Raw genomic sequence first — 19,736 nt, 5'->3', positions numbered from 1 at the left:
CGCACCGCCCTAGCGGACGATGTGGCCGCGCGGCGGGCGTGGCACATCAGCGGCCTGCGTCGCCGGCGAAACACTCGAGGCGGCCGAGCGAACCGAGCGCGAGCTCCTCGCCCTGTTCCCCGGCTGATCACTGCCGCCGCGAGCCGGGCGCAGGCCGCCGGAACCGCCGCACCCAGGTCCGGCCGGAATCCGCGCGGCGGCGGGCTAGCCCGCGAGTTGCGATCACCCTTTATGCTCGAAATTATGTGCTCTCCCAGTGCCACGCTGACGGTGTGGGCCGGCTCCTGGCTGGCCGGATGTAGCGCGCCCGATGATGTGCTCGAGGCATTGCACGCGTGGGCGCCCAAGCACACCATCGCCGCGGGTGATCCGGTCACCGGCGGCCGCACCGACCTGCCATGGTCCTCCCGCGGCAATCTGCCGGGTACCGGAGTCATGGCGCTGCTCAAGGTGATTCGCGAAACCATGGCCGCTCCGGGCGCACAGCTGCGCCTCGTGCTCCCGGTGCCGGGCGATGTGCGCGGGCTGCCGATCGGCACCGCGTTCGCCGCCGACGCGATCGAGGCCGAGGAGGGCATGCTCATCGGCGTGCCGGGCACCGACGGCACCGGGCTGATCCCGCAGTGGGTCGACGACGACACGCTGCAGTGGACCGTCTACAGCACGCCGATCCCGCTCGATCCCGGCCACGACATGGCGCTCGGCGAGGCCGAGTACACCATGCGCGAGGCGGTCCGCGATGCCGCCGACGCGCTGATGCAGCTGCACACCACCGCACTGGGCGGATCCGATTCCGACCCGCGCGAGCTGATCGAGGCCGAACTCGCCGACTACTCCCGGCACGACTACCCGGAGTCGATCCCGTTGCGCGCCAGGCGGATTCTCGACACCGCCGACCACGTCGCCGCGATTCTCACCGTGGCCCAGCGGGAACCGGCCTCGGCCCCCACCTCCGCCAGCGCCATCGGCGCCCAGGAAACCCTGCTGCGCCCCCTCTGGGACGCCATCCGCGCCGCCCGCCTGGTCGCCATCCACGCCTCCGCCCGCCCCACCACCTGACCCCCGCTGCCAGATAAGGCGGGGCTCCAGGGGATGACGGATCCGCCGACGGGGTGAATCTGGTTGAATGGGTGCGTCTTTCGGCGGGCAGGTCTGGAGCGGTGTGATATGAAACTCGGTCGTTGCGGCGCGGCGATTCTCGCGGGGGCGCTGCTGTGTATCGGAGTACCCGCCGCGATACCCGCGTCCGCGGTTGTCGGCGGTCAGGCGGCCGAGGCGGCGAGCTACCCCTGGCTCGCGGCGATCGGCACGCCGTTGTTCCTCACGCGGCCGTCGGGGCAATTCTGCGCGGGCGTGCTCATCGCACCGGATCAGGTCGTCACGGCCGCCCACTGCGTCGAGCTCGCCAGGATCGCCCCCGCCGCGCTCAGCGTCACCTTCGGCCGCAGCGACCTGCGGTCCACCGACGGAACGTCCGTGCGGGTCAAGAACATTCGCGTCCACCCCGACTTCCGCGAGTCCACCTTCGAGGGCGAACCCGTCTACCACAACGACCTCGCCGTCCTCACCCTCGACCGCGCACAATCCGGTCCGGTACTGGAAATCGGCCCACCCCAAGGTGATTCGGCGACCATCCTCGGCTGGGGCGCGACCGGCACCGACGACTCCGGCAACACTCGCCTCAACGCCGCCACCGTCCCCCTGGCGTCCAACGAAACCTGCGCCACCGCCTACGGTCCGTCCTTCGACCCGAACACCATGCTCTGTGCCGGATCGACCGTCGCGGACACCGCCGAATACGACAGCGGCGGCCCCCTTCTGGTCAACGGCCGCGTGGTCGCCCTGACCTCGTGGGGCAAAGGCGCCGCACAGCCGGGTTACCCCGGCGTCTATACCCGCCTGACCATCCTGAACTTCTGAACCGACCAGCGGCCGTGCTGCACAGAGCGGCTGCCGGTGGGGCTGAGCGGACATTCTTCGCCCATTCGCGGCAAGATCTGTCACCTCACTGCGTTTTGTGTCCGCCTAGGCCCGCACACCGCGGCAACCACGACGCGTAACCACCACAATCGCCACCATGGTTCATCCGAGGTCGGCGATGCAGCGGTGCCCGCGGCTAGTGCGGTGACCACGAGCCTTGGCAGGGTCGGGTGATCGACTGGTGGTTTTGCGGCAGTGTCGCCGCCGCAGTGCAACCTTGGTACGTCAGCCGCGATCGGGATGCCGAGCAGTTCACACCCTTTATCACTGCTCCACACCCAGTACAGAGGGTGTGCTGTTGGCAGAACGGGTGTGCGGCAATGCAACCCTGGCCATCGCTGGTGTGGTGTTCACGAACCCTGACCGGTCGGGTGCCGTGCCATTCGCTGTCGACCCCGACAGTTCGAACCGCGGCCGCACGGCGAACGTCACTGGACGCCGCACTAGATCAGCGGTTCAGGTGGCCGGTACCGGGCGGCGGGGCGGAGCGCAGCAGTCGATGGCGCAGGGAGCGCCGTTGCGGGTGCAGCCATAGCCGGGCACGTCACCGAGGCGGCGGACATCGGCGGCCGCGAGGTGTTCGCGGATCAGTTCGACGACGAGTTGGGCGAAGCGGGGGTCGGTGCCAGGGGTGGCAGCGCGGGCGAAAGCCATGCCCAGTTCGGCAGCCTTGTCTTTGGCTTCGTTGTCGAGATCCCAGATGACCTCGAGATGATCGGAGACGAAGCCGACCGGGCAGACGACAACGGCTTCGACACCCTTGCCGGACAGGTCTTCGAGGTGGTCGACGATATCGGGATCGAGCCACGGGACCTGGGGCGGGCCGGAGCGGGACTGCCACACCAGGTCGTAGTCGGTGAAACCGGTTGCGGCGGCGCACAATCGGGCGGCCTCGGCGACCTGGCGGCTGTAGAGGCGGCCGCCGTCGGCGGGCGGGCCCGCGGTGGTGTCGGCGGAGACCGGAATGGAGTGCGCGGTGAACACCAGGCGGGCGCCGTCGCGGCGATCGGCCGGAAGTTCCTGTACCGCAGCGCGAATCGCGTCGGCGAACGCGTCGATCAGCAGCGGGTGGTCGAAATACTGCCGCAGCTTCACCAGTTCCGGCGCGCCCGCACCGAAGGCCGCACGGGCCCTGGTGATGTCCTCCTGGTACTGCAGGCAGCCGGAGTAGCCGCCCCATGCCGAGGTCGGGAACACCAGTGCCGACCCCACCCCGTCGGCGGCCATCCGCGCGACGGTGTCCTCCGCCATCGGCGCCCAGTTCCGGTTGCCGAAGTACACCGGCAGATCGATACCCGCCGAGGCCAGTTCGGCCTCGACGGCGGCGATGATGTCGCGATTGAGCGCGTTGATCGGAGAGACGCCGCCGAAGTGCATGTAGTGCTCGGCGACCTCGAGCAGCCGCTCGCGCGGCACTCCCCTGCCCCGAGTGACGTTCTCCAGAAACGGCATCACGTCCTCGGGGCGTTCCGGGCCACCGAAGGAAAGCAGCAACAGCGCCTCGGCGGCCTGAATCACAGTCTCTCCCTACCTAGTACGTCAGTTGAACGACATGTTCTCCGGGAACCAGGTGTTGTGGCTGGCCCCGCCGTCCACGTAGATGATCGACCCGGTGGTGCCCGGCAGCCAATCCGACAGCAGCGCGCAGATCGACTTCGCCACCACCGTCGGGTCGTCGACGTCCCAGCCGATCGGCGACGCGCCGTCCCAGTAGCTGTTGAGCATGTTCAGCTGCTTGGCGTCATCGGTCGCGGTGCCCGCGATGGCCTTGGCGGCGAGCGTCTTGATCGGCCCGGCGGCGATCAGGTTGGAGCGAATCCGCTTGGCCGCGCCCACTTCCCGCGCCACGTACCGGTTGACCGACTCGAGCGCGGCCTTGGCCACACCCATCCAGTTGTAGAACGGCATCGCGGTGCGCGGATCGAAATCCATGCCGACGATCGAGCCGCCCTCGTTCATCACCGGCAGCACCGCGCGCGACAGCGAGGCGTAGCTCCATGCCGAGATCTCGAACGCCTTCGCCGCATCGGGGCCGGGGCCCTCGAGGAACGGGCGCGCCTCGGGGCCCATCAGCGTGCGCGGCGCGAACGCGATCGAGTGCAGCACGCCGTCGACGCCCTCGGGCGCCAGCTCGCCGAGCTTGTCCGCCAGCGCGGCCAGATCCGCTTCGCTGGTGACGTCGAGCGGAATGGCCGGAGGCACCTCCTGCGGCAGCCGCTTGGCGATCCGGTCGATCAGCCGCAGCCGCTCCGGAATACCGGTGATGATCACCTTCGCGCCCTGTTCCTGCGCGACGGCGGCCGCGTGGAACGCGATCGACGAGTCGGTGATGATGCCGGTGACCAGGATGGTCTTACCTTCGAGCAGTCCGCCCATGAGTTCTCGGTTCTCCTGAAGTCGATTGTCGGGTTGTCCGGGATGACCGAATCTACTAGTGCCCCATGCCCATGCCACCGTCGACCGGAATCACGGCGCCGGACACGTAGGCGGAATCCTCGGAGGCCAGGAAGCTCACCACGGCGGCGATATCCTCCGGCTGGCCGAGGCGCTGCAGCGGAATGAACTTCTTAGCCATATCGCGCAGGTCATCGGGCAGGCCCGCGGTCATATCGGTTTCGATGAAGCCCGGTGCGACGACATTGGCGGTGATCGAACGCGAGCCGAGCTCACGGGTGATCGAACGCGCGAGACCGATCACACCGGCCTTGGAGGAGGCGTAGTTGATCTGGCCCGCCTGCCCACTGAGCCCGACCACCGAGCCCAGGAAGATCATCCGGCCCCAGCGCCCCCGCAGCATCGCCCGATTGGCCCGCTTGGCACAGCGGAATGCACCGGTCAGGTTGGCGTCGATGACCTTCGTGAACTGCTCCTCGGTCATCCGCATCAGCAGCGTGTCGTCGGTGATGCCCGCATTGGCGACGAGCACCTCGACCGGCCCCTGCTTCTCCTCGACCTCGGTGAACGCCCGATCCACCGATTCCGTATCCGTCACATCGCATTTCACACCGAACAGGCCCTCGGGCACGCCCGAGCCGCGGTGGGTGACGGCCACCTTGTGTCCATCGGCGAGCAGACGCTGGGCGACCGCGAGCCCGATGCCGCGGTTGCCGCCGGTCACCAGTACCGACCGGGATGTGATGTTCGACATGAGCACCAACCTATCTGTTCGAGTTCGTGGGCCGCGCCCGGGCTCACCAGCACCGGGCGCGGCAGAATGTGCAGTTTCTACGGCAGGCGCTGCCGGAACACCAAACTGGCGCCGACACCCGCGGTGATGAACAACAGACCGGCGAGCATCCACGGACGACTCGCGTCACCCCTGGTCAGCTCGTAACCGATCTGCTCCTGCAGTGTGTCGTACACCGCCGTGAGCTGTTCGAGGCTGGACGCAGTGTAGAAGTCGCCGCCGGACAATTTCGCGATCTCGCGCAGCGAGTCGTTGTCCACCGGCACTTTCACCCGCTGCGGCGGGCCCTTGCCGTCCTGATCCTGGATCTCTACCGAACCCCATTCGGTGCCGAACGAAATCGTGGACACCGGAACGCCTTTGCTCTTGGCGAGCCGGGCGGCGGTGAACCCGTGCCTCGGGTTGTCCACATCCTTGTCGTCGGGCACGGTCTGCTTACCGTCCGACATCAGCACGATGCGGGCGGGCGGCGGTGTCTGCGCGCCGCCGAGCACCGAGGCGAGCGTCTCGATCGAATTCAGCGCGGTGAGAATGCCTTCACCGGTGGCGGTGCGCTCGGCCAGCTTGATGTTGTCGATGGCCGACTTGACCTGTTCGCGATTCACGGTGGGCGGCACCATGACCGACGCGGTGCCCGCGAAGGTGACGAAGCCGAGGTTGAGCCCCGACGGCAGGCCGTCGACGAATTCCTTACCCGCCTTCTGCGCCACCTGCAGCCGGTTCGGCGGCACGTCGGTGGCCTGCATGGACAGCGAAACGTCCATCACCAGCACGACGGTCGCGCGATTGCGCGCCACCTTCTTCACCGCCGTCGGACCGGCGGCCGCGAAAGTCAGTGCGCACAAACCGATCACGAGCAGCATGATCGGAATGTGGCGGGTCAGGTTCAGCCGGGTCGGCGCGACCTTCTCCAGCAGTTCCATATTGCTGAACCGCAGCATGCGCCGGTGCCTGCCCAGCTGAACCAGGACATAGCCGAGCACGATCAAGCCGATGACGACGATGAACGCCAGCCAGATCGGTGCGGTGAAATGCGAAAGACTCACTGGCGAGGCACCCGCCCGCTCGGGGCGCCGAGGCTGTGGCGCCGGGTGGATACGAACCGGACGACATCGGCGATCCAGTCCCGATCGGTCTGCAGGGTGAGCACCGGCGCGCCGCAGTTGCGCAGCGCCAGTTCGACCTGCTCGCGATGCCGCTGGGCGGCGACCGCGAAATCGGTGCGCAGCGACGGCGTCAGGCTGAACTCGCGGGTGCGCCCGGTCTCCGGATCGTGCAGCACCACATCGCCCGCGTCCGGCAGCGACAGGTCGCGCGGATCGAGGATTTCGACGCCGAGCAGGTCGTGGCGCGCAGAGATGGCGCGCAGCGACCGCTGCCAGTCGAGCTCACCGAGGAAGTCGCTGATGATCACCGCGAGCCCGCGCTTGCGCTGCGGGCGGCGCAGCGATTCGATCGCGCCGCGCAGGTCGCCGCGCACACCGTCACGGGCGTGCGGGGTGGTGGCGATCTCGCGCAGCAGCGTCTGCGCGTGAATTCGCCCGCTGCGCGCGGGAATGCGCACCAGCCGCTCGCCCGTCGCGACGACGGCGCCGATCCGGTTGCCGCCGCCGCTGGTGAGGTGTGTGATCGCCGCGGCGGCCGCGATCGCGAGATCGCGCTTCTGGCACAGCGCGGTGCCGAAATCGAGGCTGGCCGACAGGTCGACCACGATCCAGGTTTCCAGTTCCCGGTCGGCGATCATCTGCCGCACGTGCGGATGGGTGGTGCGGGCGGTGACCGACCAATCCATCTGCCGCACATCGTCACCGGGCTGATAGGTGCGCGCCTCGCCCGGTTCGGAGCCGGGTCCGGGGATGAGGCCGAGGTGGTCGCCGTGCAGCACGCCGTCGAGCCTGCGGCGCACGGTGAGTTCGAGCGTTTTCAACGCCGCCGACAACTTCGGGTCGGTCAGCTCACCCGCTCGGAACGACGGTGGCGCGTGCGAGGACATGGAAACCGGTTCCGGCGCCCGCGTCACTTCGGCTGAGCGGTGCCGGCGGGCTGTGAGAGCTGCCCGTTCGGCGGCTGGGGCACCGGCTGCTGGGGCGGCTGCGGGATCTGCGGCTGCTGGGGCGCACCATGCGGGCCCATCACCGGCGGCGCGGGCGGTGCCGGTGTCGCCGCACCCGGCGTGACCGCCTGCGGGGCGACCTGCGGCAGGCCGACGGTCTGCAGCACCCGCTTGATCACCTCTTCGGGGCTGATCTCGTCGGCGAGTGCGTCATAGGAGAGCACGAGGCGGTGGCGCAGCACGTCCGGGATCACCTCGACCACGTCCTGCGGCACCACGTAGTCGCGGCCGCGGATCAGCGCGACGGCGCGTGCCGCGGCGATGATGCCGAGGCTGGCGCGCGGCGAGGCGCCGTAGGAGATCCAGCTGGCCACATCCTGCATGCCGAATTCGGCGGGCGTGCGGGTCGCGGCGATCACCCGGACCACATAGTCGACCAGCGCGTGGTGCACGAAGACGTTCGCGGCGAGCTTCTGCAGCCTGATCAGTTCGGCGGGCTCGAGTATCTGCTTGGCCTCCGGCGGGGTGACGCCCATCCGGTAGATGATCTCGCGCTCTTCCTCGACCGACGGGTAGTCGACGATGACCTTGAAGAGGAAGCGGTCGCGCTGCGCCTCGGGCAGCGGGTAGACGCCTTCGCTCTCGATCGGGTTCTGCGTCGCCATGACCAGGAACGGATCCGGCATCGGGTAGGTCTTGCCGCCGATGGAGACGTGGCGCTCGGCCATCACCTCGAGCAGCGCGGACTGCACCTTGGCCGGCGCGCGGTTGATCTCGTCGGCGAGGACGAAGTTCGCGACCACCGGGCCGAGTTCGGTGTCGAACTGTTCGCGGCCCTGACGGTAGATGCGGGTACCGATGAGGTCGGTCGGCACCAGGTCGGGGGTGAACTGGACGCGCGAGAACGAGCCGCCGACCACCTTCGCGAAGGTCTCCACCGCAAGGGTTTTGGCGATACCGGGCACACCCTCGAGCAGGACGTGACCGCGTGCGAGCACACCGACGAGCAGCCGTTCCACCAGGCGATCCTGGCCGACGATTACCCGCTTGACCTCGTAGATCGCCTTCTCCAGGGTCTGGACGTCTCGCTCCAGGGTGCTGGGCGCGGGCGCAGGCGTATCCTTCGCCAAACTTGCCCCGCTCACAGCGGCGCCTCGCTCGCGCTCGGCGCCGCTGTGCGCGATGCGCGCTGTGGCCTCGGTTCGCTCGCTGCGCTCGCTCACCCCATCCGTCGAAGTCACCAACATCCCCGCTTTCGCCTTGGTCCTGTGCGTGCTGCCACAACTATTCCAGGTAATGGCCCGAGATGCCGCACCCGGATCCGACAGTACCTAGGAAACAACTGTGAATTCGCCCGGCTCGACGGCGAAATCACGCCGCACCGCACCCTCCGGCGCGTCTCAGGAATCGGATCGGGTCAGTGCGCGCAACGCCGAATGTGAAGGCGTACCCGGTTCCGCGCTGTAGACGACGAGGGCGCGGACGCCCGGATCGGCGGGCACATTCAGGAACTCGTAGTCCAGGTGCAGATCGCCTGCCAGCGGGTGGCTGAGGTGGTAGCGGCCGAAAGCGATATCGGTGACATCGTGGCTGTCCCACATGTGCCGGAACTGTTCACTCGCGGCGTTCATCGTCGCGATCAATTGCCGCAGTTCACCGTCCTCGGGGCGGGCGCTCGCCCGCAAGCGCAGGTAGGTGACGATCTGCCTGGCCAGGCGCGGCCAGACCGGCGCGGTGAGGCGGCGCACCGCCGCGTCGCGGAAAACCAGATGGGCCCACGTCCGCTCGGACTCCGGCATGGCGGCGAAGTCGACCTGGAACACCGCGGACGCCGCGCGATTCCAGCCGAGGATGTTGGTGTGGTGTCCGACCAGGTACGCGGGCGCCGGGTCGAGCGCGGCCAGCATCTGCCGCAGACCCGATCGCAGCGCCGAACCATGCCCGGACACCGCGGCGACCGGTGGATGGGCGAGATTGCGCAGGTGTGCGTGCTCGTCCGCGTCCAGCCGCAATGCGGTTGCCACAGCGTCGATCACGGCATCGGAGACGTTGTCCAGCCGTCCGCGCTCGAGGCGCACGTAGTAGTCGACGCTGATTCCGGCCAGCTGAGCCAGTTCTTCCCTGCGCAGGCCCGGCACGCGCCGCCGTGTGCCGTACGCGGTCAGTCCCACCTGCTCGGGGCGCAGCCGGGCCCGGCGCGTTCGCAGGAACGCTCCTATTTGCGACGTCTCCTCCACAGCCGACGATCCTATGGGGGTTCCACCGGACCCAGGATCTGCCGGACCCGGGGTCGAACAGGGTTCTGGTCCACGGATTCTCGGTGCCCGAGGCTGAGTGGACGCGGCCGAGCCTGCCGCGAACATCCCCGGAGAGGAACCCCGTGAACCGCGCTTTGATCGTGATCGATGTCCAGAACGAGTACGTGAGCGGCAACCTGCCGATCGCGTATCCGCCGCTGGATGTGAGCCTGGCCAATATCGGTGCGGCGATGGACGCCGCCACCCGAGCGGGCATACCGATCGCGATGGTCAAACACGCCGCGCCGCCCGAGTCGCCGCTGTTCGCCAGGGGCAGCACGGGTTTCGCGCTGCACCCGGCGGTGTCCGAGCGCCCGTTCGACGTGTTGATCGAAAAGGCACTGCCGTCCAGCTTCACCGGAACCGCACTGGCCGAATGGCTCGCCGAGCACGCCGTCGACACCGTGGTGATCGCCGGCTACATGACGCAGAACTGCGACGAGTCGACCGCGCGGGAGGCGGCCCACCGCGGCTTCGCGGTGGAGTTCCTCGCCGATGCCACCGGCACGCTCGGGCTGGCGAACCAGGCGGGCGCCATCGGGGCCAGGGAACTGCACGAGGCCGTGCTCGTGACGCTGCAATCCCGATTCGCCGCGGTGTGTACGACGAACGACTGGATCGCGGCGGTGACCGGCGGCCCGGAGCCCGCGCGGTCCACCATTTTCGCCAGCACCGGCGCGGCGCGGCCGTGACGAGCGGATTGCTGCACATTCCGGCCGCGCTCGACCTGTCCGCGGTGGCGGTCGGCGCGGTCGGCGGCGCCGCGACGGCCACCGGTCGCGCGGTGGCCGACCGGATCGACGTCCTCGGGGTGGCGATCGTCGGCATCGCCACCGGCCTCGGCGGCAGCGTGCTGCGCGATGTGCTGCTCGGGGAGCCGCCCGCCGCACTGTTCGGCGGGCGCTACCTGCTGGCGGCCCTCGCGGCATCCGTGGCCGGAATGGCGTTCGCACACTGGATCATTCGCGCGTCCCTCGGCATCGCACTGCTCGACGCGGTATCGATCGGGCTCTACCTGGCCCTCGGCATCACCAAGGCGCAGTACGCCGGACTACCCATCCCGGGCGCGGTGCTGGTCGGCATCGTCGCGTGCACCGGCGGCGGACTGCTCCGCGACCTCCTCCTGGGCGATCCCGTCGCCGTAGTGCGCGTCGGATCGTGGTACATCACCGCGGCACTGTCCGCCGCCGCCGTGTTCCTGATCTGCGAACGGTTCACCGGACTCGGCACCGCCACCGCCGTAACGGTTTTCACCGCGTCCACGCTCCGCGTCCTGGCACTGCTGCGCGCCTGGACCAGCCCACTGGCCAGACCGTTCACGCTGCCCTCGGCTAGGTGACGATGCGGACGGCGAAGGGCATGATGCCGCCCTCGCGGACCGGTGATACGCGGACGACCTCGCCGGATTGGGGGGCCTCGACCATCTTTCCGTCGCCGAGGTACAGCGCGACGTGCTGGCTGCCGTTGGCGCCCCAGAACAGCATGTCGCCGCGTTCGCGCTGCGCCACCGGTACCCGGGTGCCCGCGTTGTACTGGTAGCCGCTGTAGTGCGGCAGCGAGACGCCGATGCCGGCGAAGGCGTAGATCATCAGCCCGGAGCAGTCGAAGCCGACCTTGTTGAAATCGCCGAAGCTGTCGGCGACGCCGCCGTCGCGGATGCCGAGCGTCGGGCCGTTCTCGTCGCCACCGCCCCAGGCGTAGATGACGCCGAGTTGCGACATCGCCCGGTCCACCACGGTTTCGATGCCCTCGCCGCCGCCGATGGACGGCATGGTGAGCCGGGGCCGGTACGGCCGCGGCTGCGGCTGGCTCTCCTCCAATTGGGTGTGCGGCCGCCTGCCCTCGCCGAGTTCGGCGGCGCGGTCCTTGGCCGCTTGATCGGCGGAGGCACGTGCGGCGGCCGCCGCGGCGGCCGCGCGGATGGCGGCTTCCTCGGTCTTGCGTCGCTCGTCCCACGCCACGTACGCGTCGCGCTGGCTCTGCAGGCCGATCACGTTGGCGCGCGCCACATCGAGCCTGCCCTGCGCGTCCTGGCGCTGGCGCTGCAGGTTGTCGCGCTGCACGGTCTGGCGGTCGAGTTCGGATTTGGCGGCGGCGACGGCGTGTTCGGCGTCGGCCTTCTTCTGTTCGGCCGCCGCCGCGGCCGCATCGGCATCCGATTTCGCTTGACGGGCAACGGAGTTCTTGTTGCCCTCCTCGACCTGGGCGCGGCGCAGCCCGTCCAGCGCCTGCTTCTGCTGGGTGACCACGATATTGACCAGCTGCGCGCGATCGAGCATGCGCTCGGGGGTCGCGGCGGCGAGGTAGGTGAGCACGGTGCCCGCCGCGGGGCGCGCGTAGGCCTCGGCGGCGAACACCTCGAAGTTCTCCCGCGCGGTGCCGAGTCGCGTTCCGGCGTCGGTGAGTTCGCGCTTGGTGTCGGTGACCACGACGGCGGCCTTGTCGGCGGCGTCGCGCGCGTCCTGGAGGTCGACGAGTGCCTTGTTGACCTCTTCGCGCTTGCGGGCAACCGCGTCGTCGAGCTGCTGCAGCTGCTGGTCGACCGCGGCGACCTGGTTGATCAGGCCGCCGACCTCGGTCACTCGCGCGTCGACTTGCGCTCCGGCATCGGCGATTTGGCCGTCACTGGGATTGGGCGGCGGTGGCGGCACCGCGACGGACGGCGCCGCGGACACCAGCACGACCGCCGTGGCTAGCAACCCAAGAGCGACCCACAGCGGGCGCCGAGAACCGGCCTCGCCGTTGTTGCGCATCGCACCTCCCGAAGACCCGAACTGCCCCGACCGTGACTTCACCGCACGGGCACCAGCCGAACCAGCAGGCTCAATGGTCGACGGATGGCCCTGACAACACAACTTCCCCATCAGTAATCACTGGAACCGTACGACACTTCTTTCACCAATGAAACTCCAGCAACAGAATCACAGGGGCGTAATTTCCCCATTGCCCACAATTAGCCGGACGAGGCACAGGAAAGGCGGCCGGAGAACATACCGACCGCCTTGAAAAGTTGCTGAAGGGCTACCGGCTATCCGGTGACGCCCCGATCGCCGGTCCCCTCCGAAACCCCTACCGGCACGGACTCTTCCGCAGCGCGCCGCGACTTCACCCAATACAGTCCACCGATGGCCGCGACCAGGCCGACCAGCAACACCACGGTGATCGCGGTCCACGAGGTGCCCTCGGGCTGCTCCAGCCGATCGACGAAGATCCGCGCCGCCTGCACGCTGTGCCCGCCGCCCTGGTACTTCGCCTTGTCCTCGGCCCACTCCAGCCGCGACCTGGTGATGGAATCGCTGTAGGTGCCGATCCAGTCGTCGCTGAACACCACCACCGTGCCGTGCTGGGTCTTGCCGACCTCGGTGGCCAGGTCACGTAAGCTCGAGTCGTGGCCTGGATTACCGGGAACGACCACGATGCTCAGCGGGATCCCATGGGCTCTCGCGTCGGCGGCGATCTCCGCCAAAGCCGGTTCATCCTTACCGGTCAACGTGGCGACATGGTCCTGGGCCAGGTCGGCGTCGATGGTCGCGATGTCGACATTCGGCGGCAGTTCGGCGGCCATGGGTGTGAAAACCGAAGTCTGCGTGACGGTCATCTTCCATCCGGTCTGTCGAGCCGCATCGGCATCCGAGGCGACGAGCATCCAACTCTGCGGGGGCGAGCGACGCGCGGTCTACTCTCCCCGGTCAGCTCGAAAGCACAGTACGCGACGGAGTGTCGCAGTACCGCCCCACGGCGCGTCTACCGGCCCCCGCGCGTTTCACAGGACAAGCGTACTGTTAGAGTGACGGCGCGAGGAACCAGCGCGTAGCAGCGCTGGAGCCCTCCAAAGATGTAGTGCTGCTGGCACAGCCCCGCCAGTGGCACACCCTCACAGATGAGTGGAGCTGACGTGACGACAAGTATCGATACTTTCGGCGCCAAGGGCACCCTCGAGGTCGGAAGCAACTCCTACGAGATCTTCCGTCTCTCGGCCGTGCCAGGCACCGAGAAACTCCCCTACGCACTGAAGGTCCTCGCGGAGAACCTGCTTCGCACCGAGGACGGCGCGAACATCACCGCCGACCACATCCGCGCCATCGCCTCCTGGGATCCCTCCGCCGAGCCGGACACCGAGATCCAGTTCACCCCGGCCCGCGTGATCATGCAGGACTTCACCGGCGTGCCCTGCATCGTCGACCTGGCCACCATGCGTGAGGCCGTCACCGCCCTCGGCGGCGACCCGAGCAAGGTCAACCCGCTGTCCCCCGCCGACATGGTCATCGACCACTCGGTCATCCTCGACGTGTTCGGCCGCGCCGACGCACTCGAGCGCAACGTCGACCTCGAGTACGAGCGCAACGGCGAGCGCTACCAGTTCCTGCGCTGGGGCCAGGGTGCTTTCGACGACTTCAAGGTCGTCCCGCCGGGCGTCGGCATCGTGCACCAGGTGAACATCGAATACCTGGCCCCCACCGTCATGGTCCGCAACGGCCAGGCCTACCCCGACACCTGTGTCGGCACCGACTCGCACACCACCATGGTCAACGGCCTGGGCGTGCTGGGCTGGGGCGTCGGCGGCATCGAGGCCGAGGCCGCCATGCTCGGCCAGCCGGTCTCCATGCTGATCCCGCGCGTCGTCGGCTTCAAGCTGACCGGTGAGATCCAGCCCGGCGTCACCGCCACCGACGTGGTGCTCACCGTCACCGACATGCTGCGCAAGCACGGTGTGGTCGGCAAGTTCGTCGAGTTCTACGGCAAGGGCGTCGCCGAGGTGCCGCTGGCCAACCGCGCCACCCTGGGCAATATGTCCCCCGAATTCGGTTCCACCGCGGCGATCTTCCCGATCGACGCGGAGACCATCAACTACCTGCGCCTCACCGGCCGCACCGACGAGCAGCTCGCGCTCGTCGAGGCGTACGCCAAGGAGCAGGGCCTGTGGCACGACGCCGACCACGAGCCCGCGTACTCGGAGTACCTGGAGCTGGACCTGGGCACCGTGGTGCCGTCCATCGCGGGCCCGAAGCGCCCGCAGGACCGAATCCTGCTGTCGGACAGCAAGACCGCGTTCCGCAAGGACATCCACAACTACACGAACGATGCGGAGACCGGCCCCGCCGCCGCCACCCCGCACTCGCACCTGGACGAGGCCATCGAGGAGTCCTTCCCGGCTTCCGATGTCGCCGCGCTGTCCTTCGCCGACGACGACGCGATCCTGCCGTCGGCCGCGAACGGCAATGTCGGCCGCCCGTCCAAGCCGATCAAGGTCTCCGATCCCGAGCGCGGCGACTTCGTGCTCGATCACGGCGCGGTCGTGGTCGCGGGCATCACCTCCTGCACCAACACCTCCAACCCGTCGGTCATGATCGGCGCGGCGCTGCTGGCCCGCAACGCGGTCGAGAAGGGCCTGTCCTCCAAGCCGTGGGTGAAGACCAACATGGCCCCCGGCTCGCAGGTCGTCGCCGACTACTACGAGAAGGCCGGTCTCTGGCCGTACCTGGAGAAGCTGGGCTTCTTCGTCGGCGGCTTCGGCTGCACCACCTGCATCGGCAACACCGGTCCGCTGCCGGAGGAGATCTCCAAGGCGATCAACGACAACGACCTCTCGGTCACCGCGGTGCTCTCGGGCAACCGCAACTTCGAGGGCCGCATCTCCCCCGACGTGAAGATGAACTACCTGGCCTCGCCGCCGCTGGTCATCGCCTACGCGCTCGCGGGAACGATGGACTTCGACTTCGAGACCGACGCGCTGGGCAAGGACTCCGCGGGCAACGATGTCTTCCTGAAGGACATCTGGCCGTCGCCGCAGGAGATCGACGACACCATCAAGACCGCGATCAGCCGGGACATGTTCACCAAGTCCTACGCGACCGTGTTCGACGGTGACCAGCGCTGGCAGGGCCTGAACACCCCCGAGGGCGACACCTTCGCGTGGGACGAGAGCTCCACCTACGTCCGCAAGGCACCGTACTTCGACGGCATGTCGATGGACCCCGCCCCGGTCGAGGACATCACGGGCGCGCGCGTGCTCGCGCTGCTCGGCGATTCGGTCACCACCGACCACATCTCCCCGGCCGGTCCGATCAAGCCGGGCACCCCGGCCGCGCAGTACCTGGACTCGCACGGCGTGCAGCGCAAGGACTACAACTCCCTGGGCTCGCGTCGCGGTAACCACGAGGTCATGATCCGCGGCACCTTCGCCAACATCCGGCTGCGCAACCAGCTGCTCGACGACGTCTCGGGCGGTTACACCCGCGACTTCACCCAGCCGGGTGGACCGCAGGCCTTCATCTACGACGCCTCGCAGAACTACCAGGCCGCGGGCATCCCGCTGGTCGTGCTCGGCGGCAAGGAGTACGGCTCGGGTTCCTCGCGCGACTGGGCGGCCAAGGGCACCCGCCTGCTCGGCGTGAAGGCGGTCATCACCGAGTCCTTCGAGCGCATCCACCGCTCGAACCTGATCGGTATGGGCGTTGTCCCGCTGCAGTTCCCGGCCGGCGAGTCGGCCGCGTCGCTGAAGCTGGACGGCACGGAGACCTTCGACATCGAGGGCATCACCAAGCTGAACGAGGGTGTCACGCCGAAGACCATGAAGGTCACCGCGACCAAGGAGAACGGCGAGAAGGTCGTCTTCGACGCGGTCGTCCGCATCGATACCCCCGGTGAGGCGGATTACTACCGCAACGGCGGCATCCTGCAGTTCGTGCTGCGCAACATGATCAAGGCGTAAACTCGCCGCTCGATCGTCCGACCGTGCGCTCCGTCGCCCCGGCGAAAGCCGGGGCCCAGCAGTGGATTCCGGCATTCGCCGGAATGACGGAGCGCACGGTTCGTTGGCGGCAGTACCTCTAGCCACGGAAACGGAGGCCTAGTGCCCAAGGTCAGTGATGACCACCTCGCGGCGCGGCGCACCCAGATTCTCGACGGCGCGCGCAGCTGCTTCGCCGAATTCGGGTACGACGGTGCGACGGTGCGGCGTCTGGAGGAGGCGACCGGGCTCTCGCGCGGCGCGATCTTCCATCACTTCCGCGACAAGGACGCCCTGTTCCTCGCCCTCGCGCAGGAGGACGCGGTACGGATGGCCGACGTGGCGGCCAACCAGGGTCTGGTTCAGGTCATGCGCGATATGCTCGCCCATCCGGAGCAATTCAATTGGCTCGGAACGCGTTTGGAGATCGCGCGCAGGCTGCGCACCGACGCGGAGTTCCGGGAGAACTGGGAGCAGCGTTCCGAGGAGCTGACCGCGGCGACGCTGGCACGGCTGGAACGCCGCAAGGCGGAGGGTCGGCTGCGCGACGACGTGCCCACCGATGTGCTGCTCGGCTATCTGGATCTGGTGCTCGATGGGCTCATCGCCCGCATCGCCTCCGGGCACACGAACGAAAACCTTTCCGCGGTACTGGATCTCGTCGAGGCCTCGGTGCGGCGCAAGGAATGACCGTTTTGTAGGCTGAGGGTGGCCGTGGAGTAGATCAGCAGGTAGATCACCTACCGGCAACGTAGGATGTCGCGGGTTCGATTCCCGCCTCCACGGCCGCTCTGCCGGTCAACCGCAGCAGCCACCCACTCCACCGCCGAACGGTATGTCCGCCTGCTGTTGTGCCGCGGTTTCGACATCGCTGAGGATTCTGGCGCGGTCCTGCGGGGACAGGTATCGGCCGCGGGTGATCACCGCGTGGATCCGTCGCGTATTGCCGATCGCATCAAGGGGATTCGCGTCGAGCACCACCAGGTCCGCCTGTTTGCCGACCTCCACGGTGCCGGACACGTGCTCGAGGCCGACGCAGCGCGCGGCGTCACGGGTCGCGGCCTGGAGCGCGCGCAGCGGCGAAAGTCCGGCCCGCACCAGCAGTTCCAGCTCCTCGTGCAGCGAATAGCCCGGGAAGACAAAGGGATTGCCCGCATCGGTGCCCGCGACGATGCCGACGCCCGCCGCCTCCATCGCGGCGATCAGCCGCAGCCGCGCGTCGAAGTTCTGCCGCCGCGTTTCCTGCTGCTCCGCGGACAGCGGATCGACGGACAGCTGCCAGAACTGTGACATCCATTTCGGCATATAGCGCAGCATCTCCCGGCTCGCCGGATCGTCGGGGCCGACGACGAAGCCGGTGACCAGCCGTCGCAATACCGACAGGGTCGGCGACTGCCAGCTGCCGCGCCGGATCATCTGGTCGAACAGCGCCGCGGCGCGTGCCGGATCGTAGGTCGCCGCCGCCTCCGCCTCGAGCCGGTCTCGGCGCGCGGGGAATCCGGCCGGATCCGCCGGATCCATCGACATCGTGGCGATCTCCGCGTAGAGCTCGGGCGCACGGGCCGAGGTCGACAGCTGCATGCCGTACAGGTGCTCGACGGTGTGCTGTCCGAGACCGACGGCCTCGCCGACCGGAATCCGATGCGGCACATGCCCGGCGAACGGCAATCCGAGCTTGCTCGCCTCATCGGCGATGGCGGCGAAGGTCTCCCTGGTCAGCATCGAGTAGACCTTGACGAAATCCGCGCCGTCGGACCGCGATCTGCGGACCTCAGCGCGCGCCTCGGCCTCGGTCGACACCACTGCGGAACCGGGCCATTTGGCGGGCGGGCCGTCGATGATGCTGCCCGCGATCACCATGCGCGGGCCGATCAGCTCACCGCGGTCGGCCTTCCGGCGCACCTCATGGGTCTGCGCGAAGCCCCACATCTCGCGAATACCGGTGACGCCGTACGCGATGTACAGCGGCGGGAAGATCTGCTCGGCGGGCGCCTGATGGGTGTGCATGTCCCACAGCCCGGGAATGATGAACTTCCCCGCCAGCTCGATCCGCCGAATCGGCGGTGGCACCGGGAGATCCGGAAACCGCCCGACCGCCAGAATGCGGTCGCCCGCGAGCACGACGGTCGCGCCGGATAGTGGCGGTGCGCCCGTGCCGTCGATCACGGTCGCGCCGGAAAGCACTGTCACCGGCGCGGGTTCGCCCGGCTCGGCGGCCGCCGTCCCACCGCCCGCCAGCGGGACACCGGTGAACGCGGTCAACGCTCCCCCTGCCGCCAGCGCGAGCACCTGCCTGCGGTCGATCTCGCGCACTCGATTCGCCTCCCGAAAGCCGTTCCGCTGCCACCCATTCAGCCCGAGAACAGCACCGCTGGCAAGCAGCAGCCCCATCCCGCGTGACGCCGGCGGGTTGACGACGTTCACCGCGCACGCGATCTCCAACCAGGTGCCATCGATGTCGTGACACTTCCCGCGCCCGCGCCCGCCCGGCACAGATCCCGCCCGCGAAGTAACTCACCAGGGCTTCTGAGGAGAACCGAGATCCGCCGAGCGCAGTCATATGGCCCTCGATTACGGCGTGTCGCAGGGCCATTCGACTGCGCTCGGCGAACATGCCGGTGCCGTGAGGCGGCTCCCCGGCGGCCGGGGAGTTCAGTAGGTGGCGTTCAGGTAGTTGGCGGCGTGGGTGGTCCACAGGACGTTGGTGCCGGGCATGTTGTGGCCCGAGTAGAGCACGTGCTGGCCATCCGGCCAGGGGGTGAGATAGCCGATGACACCGCGCACCGCGGCGGTGTAGCGGTCCAGATTGGCGATCGGATCGTGCTGCAGGAATCGCAGCAGTTCGTCGAAGATCAGCGGTGTGAGATTGCCGATGCGCGCGCCCTCCACGAAGGAGAACGGCGAGATCCCCGCATCGATGAAGCGCAGCGGGGAATCGGCGGGCGAGGAGGTGATGATGTCGTCGGGATTGGCGTACTCGCGCACGTCGACGGCGACCGGCCAGCGCTTGCGCTCGCCGTGCAGGCCGTATGTCGTTGCCGGGCACAGATTCCCCACCGATTGACCGGCCTTGCGCAACGGGTTGGCGATATTGACCGCGAACGCGATCTCCAGCCGGGAACCGTCGGCGTTGCGGTACTTCCCGGTGCGCACTCCCTCGAGTATCCGGCTCGCGCATATTCCGCCGAGCGAATAGCTCAGCAGCCCACACACATTCGGTGAATCCTGGATGGCCCGCACCCCGGCGGCCACCCCGAGCCGCACCGAGGTGTCCAGCGACGGACCCCAGAGCTCCGGTGTCGGGCCGATCGAGGCGGGCCAATCCGGTTCGAACGCGGTGAAGCGGTCCGGATCGAGCAGTTTGGTGACATCGCGCAGCATGCCCGCCGGTGTGCCGTTCGAGTTCCGCGTTTCCCCTGTGCCGCGCAATGTAATGATGTCGATCATCGTGTTCGCCCCCTGCACGCCCGAAACCTTCGGTGCGTACCT

At 68.3% G+C, this 19,736-nt stretch carries 17 protein-coding genes and 1 tRNA gene; 7 read left to right on the top strand and 11 right to left on the bottom strand.

Features of this window, described 5'->3' with window-relative positions:
• Positions 1–243 precede the first annotated feature (243 nt).
• Together ACIG5A_RS00860 and ACIG5A_RS00855 are read left to right on the top strand one after the other, a co-directional pair.
• A complete protein-coding gene (locus ACIG5A_RS00860) occupies positions 244–1,059 on the top strand; it encodes a hypothetical protein (RefSeq protein WP_397236247.1) in 816 nt (271 codons plus the stop codon).
• A 108-nt stretch (positions 1,060–1,167) separates the two neighbouring features.
• Positions 1,168–1,920 (top strand): S1 family peptidase, encoded by a 753-nt coding sequence (locus ACIG5A_RS00855; protein WP_397236245.1) that lies wholly within the window; start codon positions 1,168–1,170, stop codon positions 1,918–1,920.
• Positions 1,921–2,436: 516 nt separating this feature from the next.
• On the opposite strand, the gene ACIG5A_RS00850 is transcribed toward ACIG5A_RS00855, so the two are convergent.
• The 7 genes from ACIG5A_RS00850 to ACIG5A_RS00820 all read right to left on the bottom strand — a co-directional run bounded on the left by ACIG5A_RS00850 (position 2,437) and on the right by ACIG5A_RS00820 (position 9,457).
• Positions 2,437–3,498 (bottom strand): ferrochelatase, encoded by a 1,062-nt coding sequence (locus ACIG5A_RS00850; RefSeq protein WP_397236243.1) that lies wholly within the window; start codon positions 3,496–3,498, stop codon positions 2,437–2,439.
• A 21-nt stretch (positions 3,499–3,519) separates the two neighbouring features.
• Complete coding sequence (gene inhA, locus ACIG5A_RS00845; RefSeq protein WP_397236241.1) at positions 3,520–4,356, bottom strand: NADH-dependent enoyl-ACP reductase InhA; 837 nt, start codon at positions 4,354–4,356, stop codon at positions 3,520–3,522.
• Between the two features lie 55 nt (positions 4,357–4,411).
• The gene (fabG1, locus tag ACIG5A_RS00840; protein WP_397236239.1) at positions 4,412–5,128 is read right to left on the bottom strand and encodes a 3-oxoacyl-ACP reductase FabG1; all 717 of its coding nucleotides are present in this window, start codon (positions 5,126–5,128) and stop codon (positions 4,412–4,414) included.
• Positions 5,129–5,205: 77 nt separating this feature from the next.
• The gene (locus ACIG5A_RS00835; protein WP_397236236.1) at positions 5,206–6,213 is read right to left on the bottom strand and encodes a VWA domain-containing protein; all 1,008 of its coding nucleotides are present in this window, start codon (positions 6,211–6,213) and stop codon (positions 5,206–5,208) included.
• Entirely contained in the window at positions 6,210–7,160 is a 951-nt protein-coding gene (locus ACIG5A_RS00830; protein ID WP_397236234.1) for a DUF58 domain-containing protein, read from the bottom strand. Before ACIG5A_RS00830 ends, ACIG5A_RS00835 begins: the two co-directional genes overlap by 4 nt.
• A gap of 23 nt (positions 7,161–7,183) precedes the next feature.
• Positions 7,184–8,464: an AAA family ATPase gene (locus ACIG5A_RS00825; RefSeq protein WP_397238752.1), complete on the bottom strand. Its 1,281-nt coding sequence runs from the start codon at positions 8,462–8,464 to the stop codon at positions 7,184–7,186.
• Between the two features lie 156 nt (positions 8,465–8,620).
• Positions 8,621–9,457, bottom strand: coding sequence for a helix-turn-helix domain-containing protein (locus ACIG5A_RS00820; RefSeq protein WP_397236232.1), 837 nt, complete (start codon positions 9,455–9,457; stop codon positions 8,621–8,623).
• Positions 9,458–9,600: 143 nt separating this feature from the next.
• On the opposite strand from ACIG5A_RS00820, the gene ACIG5A_RS00815 reads away from it, so the two are divergent.
• Both ACIG5A_RS00815 and ACIG5A_RS00810 read left to right on the top strand, forming a co-directional pair.
• Positions 9,601–10,209 (top strand): cysteine hydrolase family protein, encoded by a 609-nt coding sequence (locus ACIG5A_RS00815; protein ID WP_397236230.1) that lies wholly within the window; start codon positions 9,601–9,603, stop codon positions 10,207–10,209.
• Positions 10,206–10,856 carry a trimeric intracellular cation channel family protein gene (locus ACIG5A_RS00810; protein ID WP_397236228.1) on the top strand — a complete coding sequence of 217 codons (651 nt, stop codon included), beginning with the start codon at positions 10,206–10,208 and terminating at the stop codon, positions 10,854–10,856. The genes ACIG5A_RS00815 and ACIG5A_RS00810 overlap by 4 nt, the downstream gene beginning before the upstream one ends.
• Here ACIG5A_RS00810 and ACIG5A_RS00805 read toward each other — a convergent pair.
• Positions 10,849–12,270 carry an NlpC/P60 family protein gene (locus tag ACIG5A_RS00805; RefSeq protein ID WP_397236226.1) on the bottom strand — a complete coding sequence of 474 codons (1,422 nt, stop codon included), beginning with the start codon at positions 12,268–12,270 and terminating at the stop codon, positions 10,849–10,851. The two genes, ACIG5A_RS00810 and ACIG5A_RS00805, sit on opposite strands and share 8 nt — an antisense overlap.
• 275 nt (positions 12,271–12,545) lie before the next feature.
• A complete protein-coding gene (locus tag ACIG5A_RS00800) occupies positions 12,546–13,115 on the bottom strand; it encodes a DUF6676 family protein (protein WP_397236224.1) in 570 nt (189 codons plus the stop codon).
• A gap of 297 nt (positions 13,116–13,412) precedes the next feature.
• On the opposite strand from ACIG5A_RS00800, the gene acnA reads away from it, so the two are divergent.
• The 3 genes from acnA to ACIG5A_RS00785 all read left to right on the top strand — a co-directional run bounded on the left by acnA (position 13,413) and on the right by ACIG5A_RS00785 (position 17,033).
• Positions 13,413–16,229, top strand: a complete 2,817-nt coding sequence (acnA, locus tag ACIG5A_RS00795) for an aconitate hydratase AcnA (protein WP_397236222.1) — start codon at positions 13,413–13,415, stop codon at positions 16,227–16,229.
• A 141-nt stretch (positions 16,230–16,370) separates the two neighbouring features.
• Positions 16,371–16,937 (top strand): TetR/AcrR family transcriptional regulator, encoded by a 567-nt coding sequence (locus tag ACIG5A_RS00790; RefSeq protein ID WP_397236220.1) that lies wholly within the window; start codon positions 16,371–16,373, stop codon positions 16,935–16,937.
• Positions 16,938–16,960: 23 nt separating this feature from the next.
• Positions 16,961–17,033: transfer RNA gene (locus ACIG5A_RS00785), tRNA-Cys, on the top strand.
• A 12-nt stretch (positions 17,034–17,045) separates the two neighbouring features.
• On the opposite strand, the gene ACIG5A_RS00780 is transcribed toward ACIG5A_RS00785, so the two are convergent.
• Positions 17,046–18,560, bottom strand: a complete 1,515-nt coding sequence (locus ACIG5A_RS00780) for an amidohydrolase family protein (RefSeq protein ID WP_397236218.1) — start codon at positions 18,558–18,560, stop codon at positions 17,046–17,048.
• Positions 18,561–18,899: 339 nt separating this feature from the next.
• Positions 18,900–19,694 carry a hypothetical protein gene (locus ACIG5A_RS00775; protein ID WP_397236216.1) on the bottom strand — a complete coding sequence of 265 codons (795 nt, stop codon included), beginning with the start codon at positions 19,692–19,694 and terminating at the stop codon, positions 18,900–18,902.
• Positions 19,695–19,736: the final 42 nt, after the last annotated feature.

It is taken from the genome of Nocardia sp. NPDC052566 (assembly GCF_044547285.1).
GTDB lineage: Bacteria > Actinomycetota > Actinomycetes > Mycobacteriales > Mycobacteriaceae > Nocardia.
Note: the sequence above shows the minus strand (reverse complement) of the source record. Positions and strands in the feature narration are given on the sequence as shown.

What these genes read in the sequence shown, in the direction of transcription:
- ACIG5A_RS00860 (WP_397236247.1), top strand. Translation starts at nt 244, where the DNA reads ATGTGCTCTCCCAGTGCCACGCTGACGGTGTGGGCCGGCTCCTGGCTG.
- ACIG5A_RS00855 (WP_397236245.1), top strand. Translation starts at nt 1,168, where the DNA reads ATGAAACTCGGTCGTTGCGGCGCGGCGATTCTCGCGGGGGCGCTGCTG.
- inhA (WP_397236241.1), bottom strand. Translation starts at nt 4,356, where the DNA reads ATGGGCGGACTGCTCGAAGGTAAGACCATCCTGGTCACCGGCATCATC.
- fabG1 (WP_397236239.1), bottom strand. Translation starts at nt 5,128, where the DNA reads ATGTCGAACATCACATCCCGGTCGGTACTGGTGACCGGCGGCAACCGC.
- ACIG5A_RS00830 (WP_397236234.1), bottom strand. Translation starts at nt 7,160, where the DNA reads ATGTCCTCGCACGCGCCACCGTCGTTCCGAGCGGGTGAGCTGACCGAC.
- ACIG5A_RS00805 (WP_397236226.1), bottom strand. Translation starts at nt 12,270, where the DNA reads ATGCGCAACAACGGCGAGGCCGGTTCTCGGCGCCCGCTGTGGGTCGCT.
- ACIG5A_RS00800 (WP_397236224.1), bottom strand. Translation starts at nt 13,115, where the DNA reads ATGACCGTCACGCAGACTTCGGTTTTCACACCCATGGCCGCCGAACTG.
- ACIG5A_RS00775 (WP_397236216.1), bottom strand. Translation starts at nt 19,694, where the DNA reads ATGATCGACATCATTACATTGCGCGGCACAGGGGAAACGCGGAACTCG.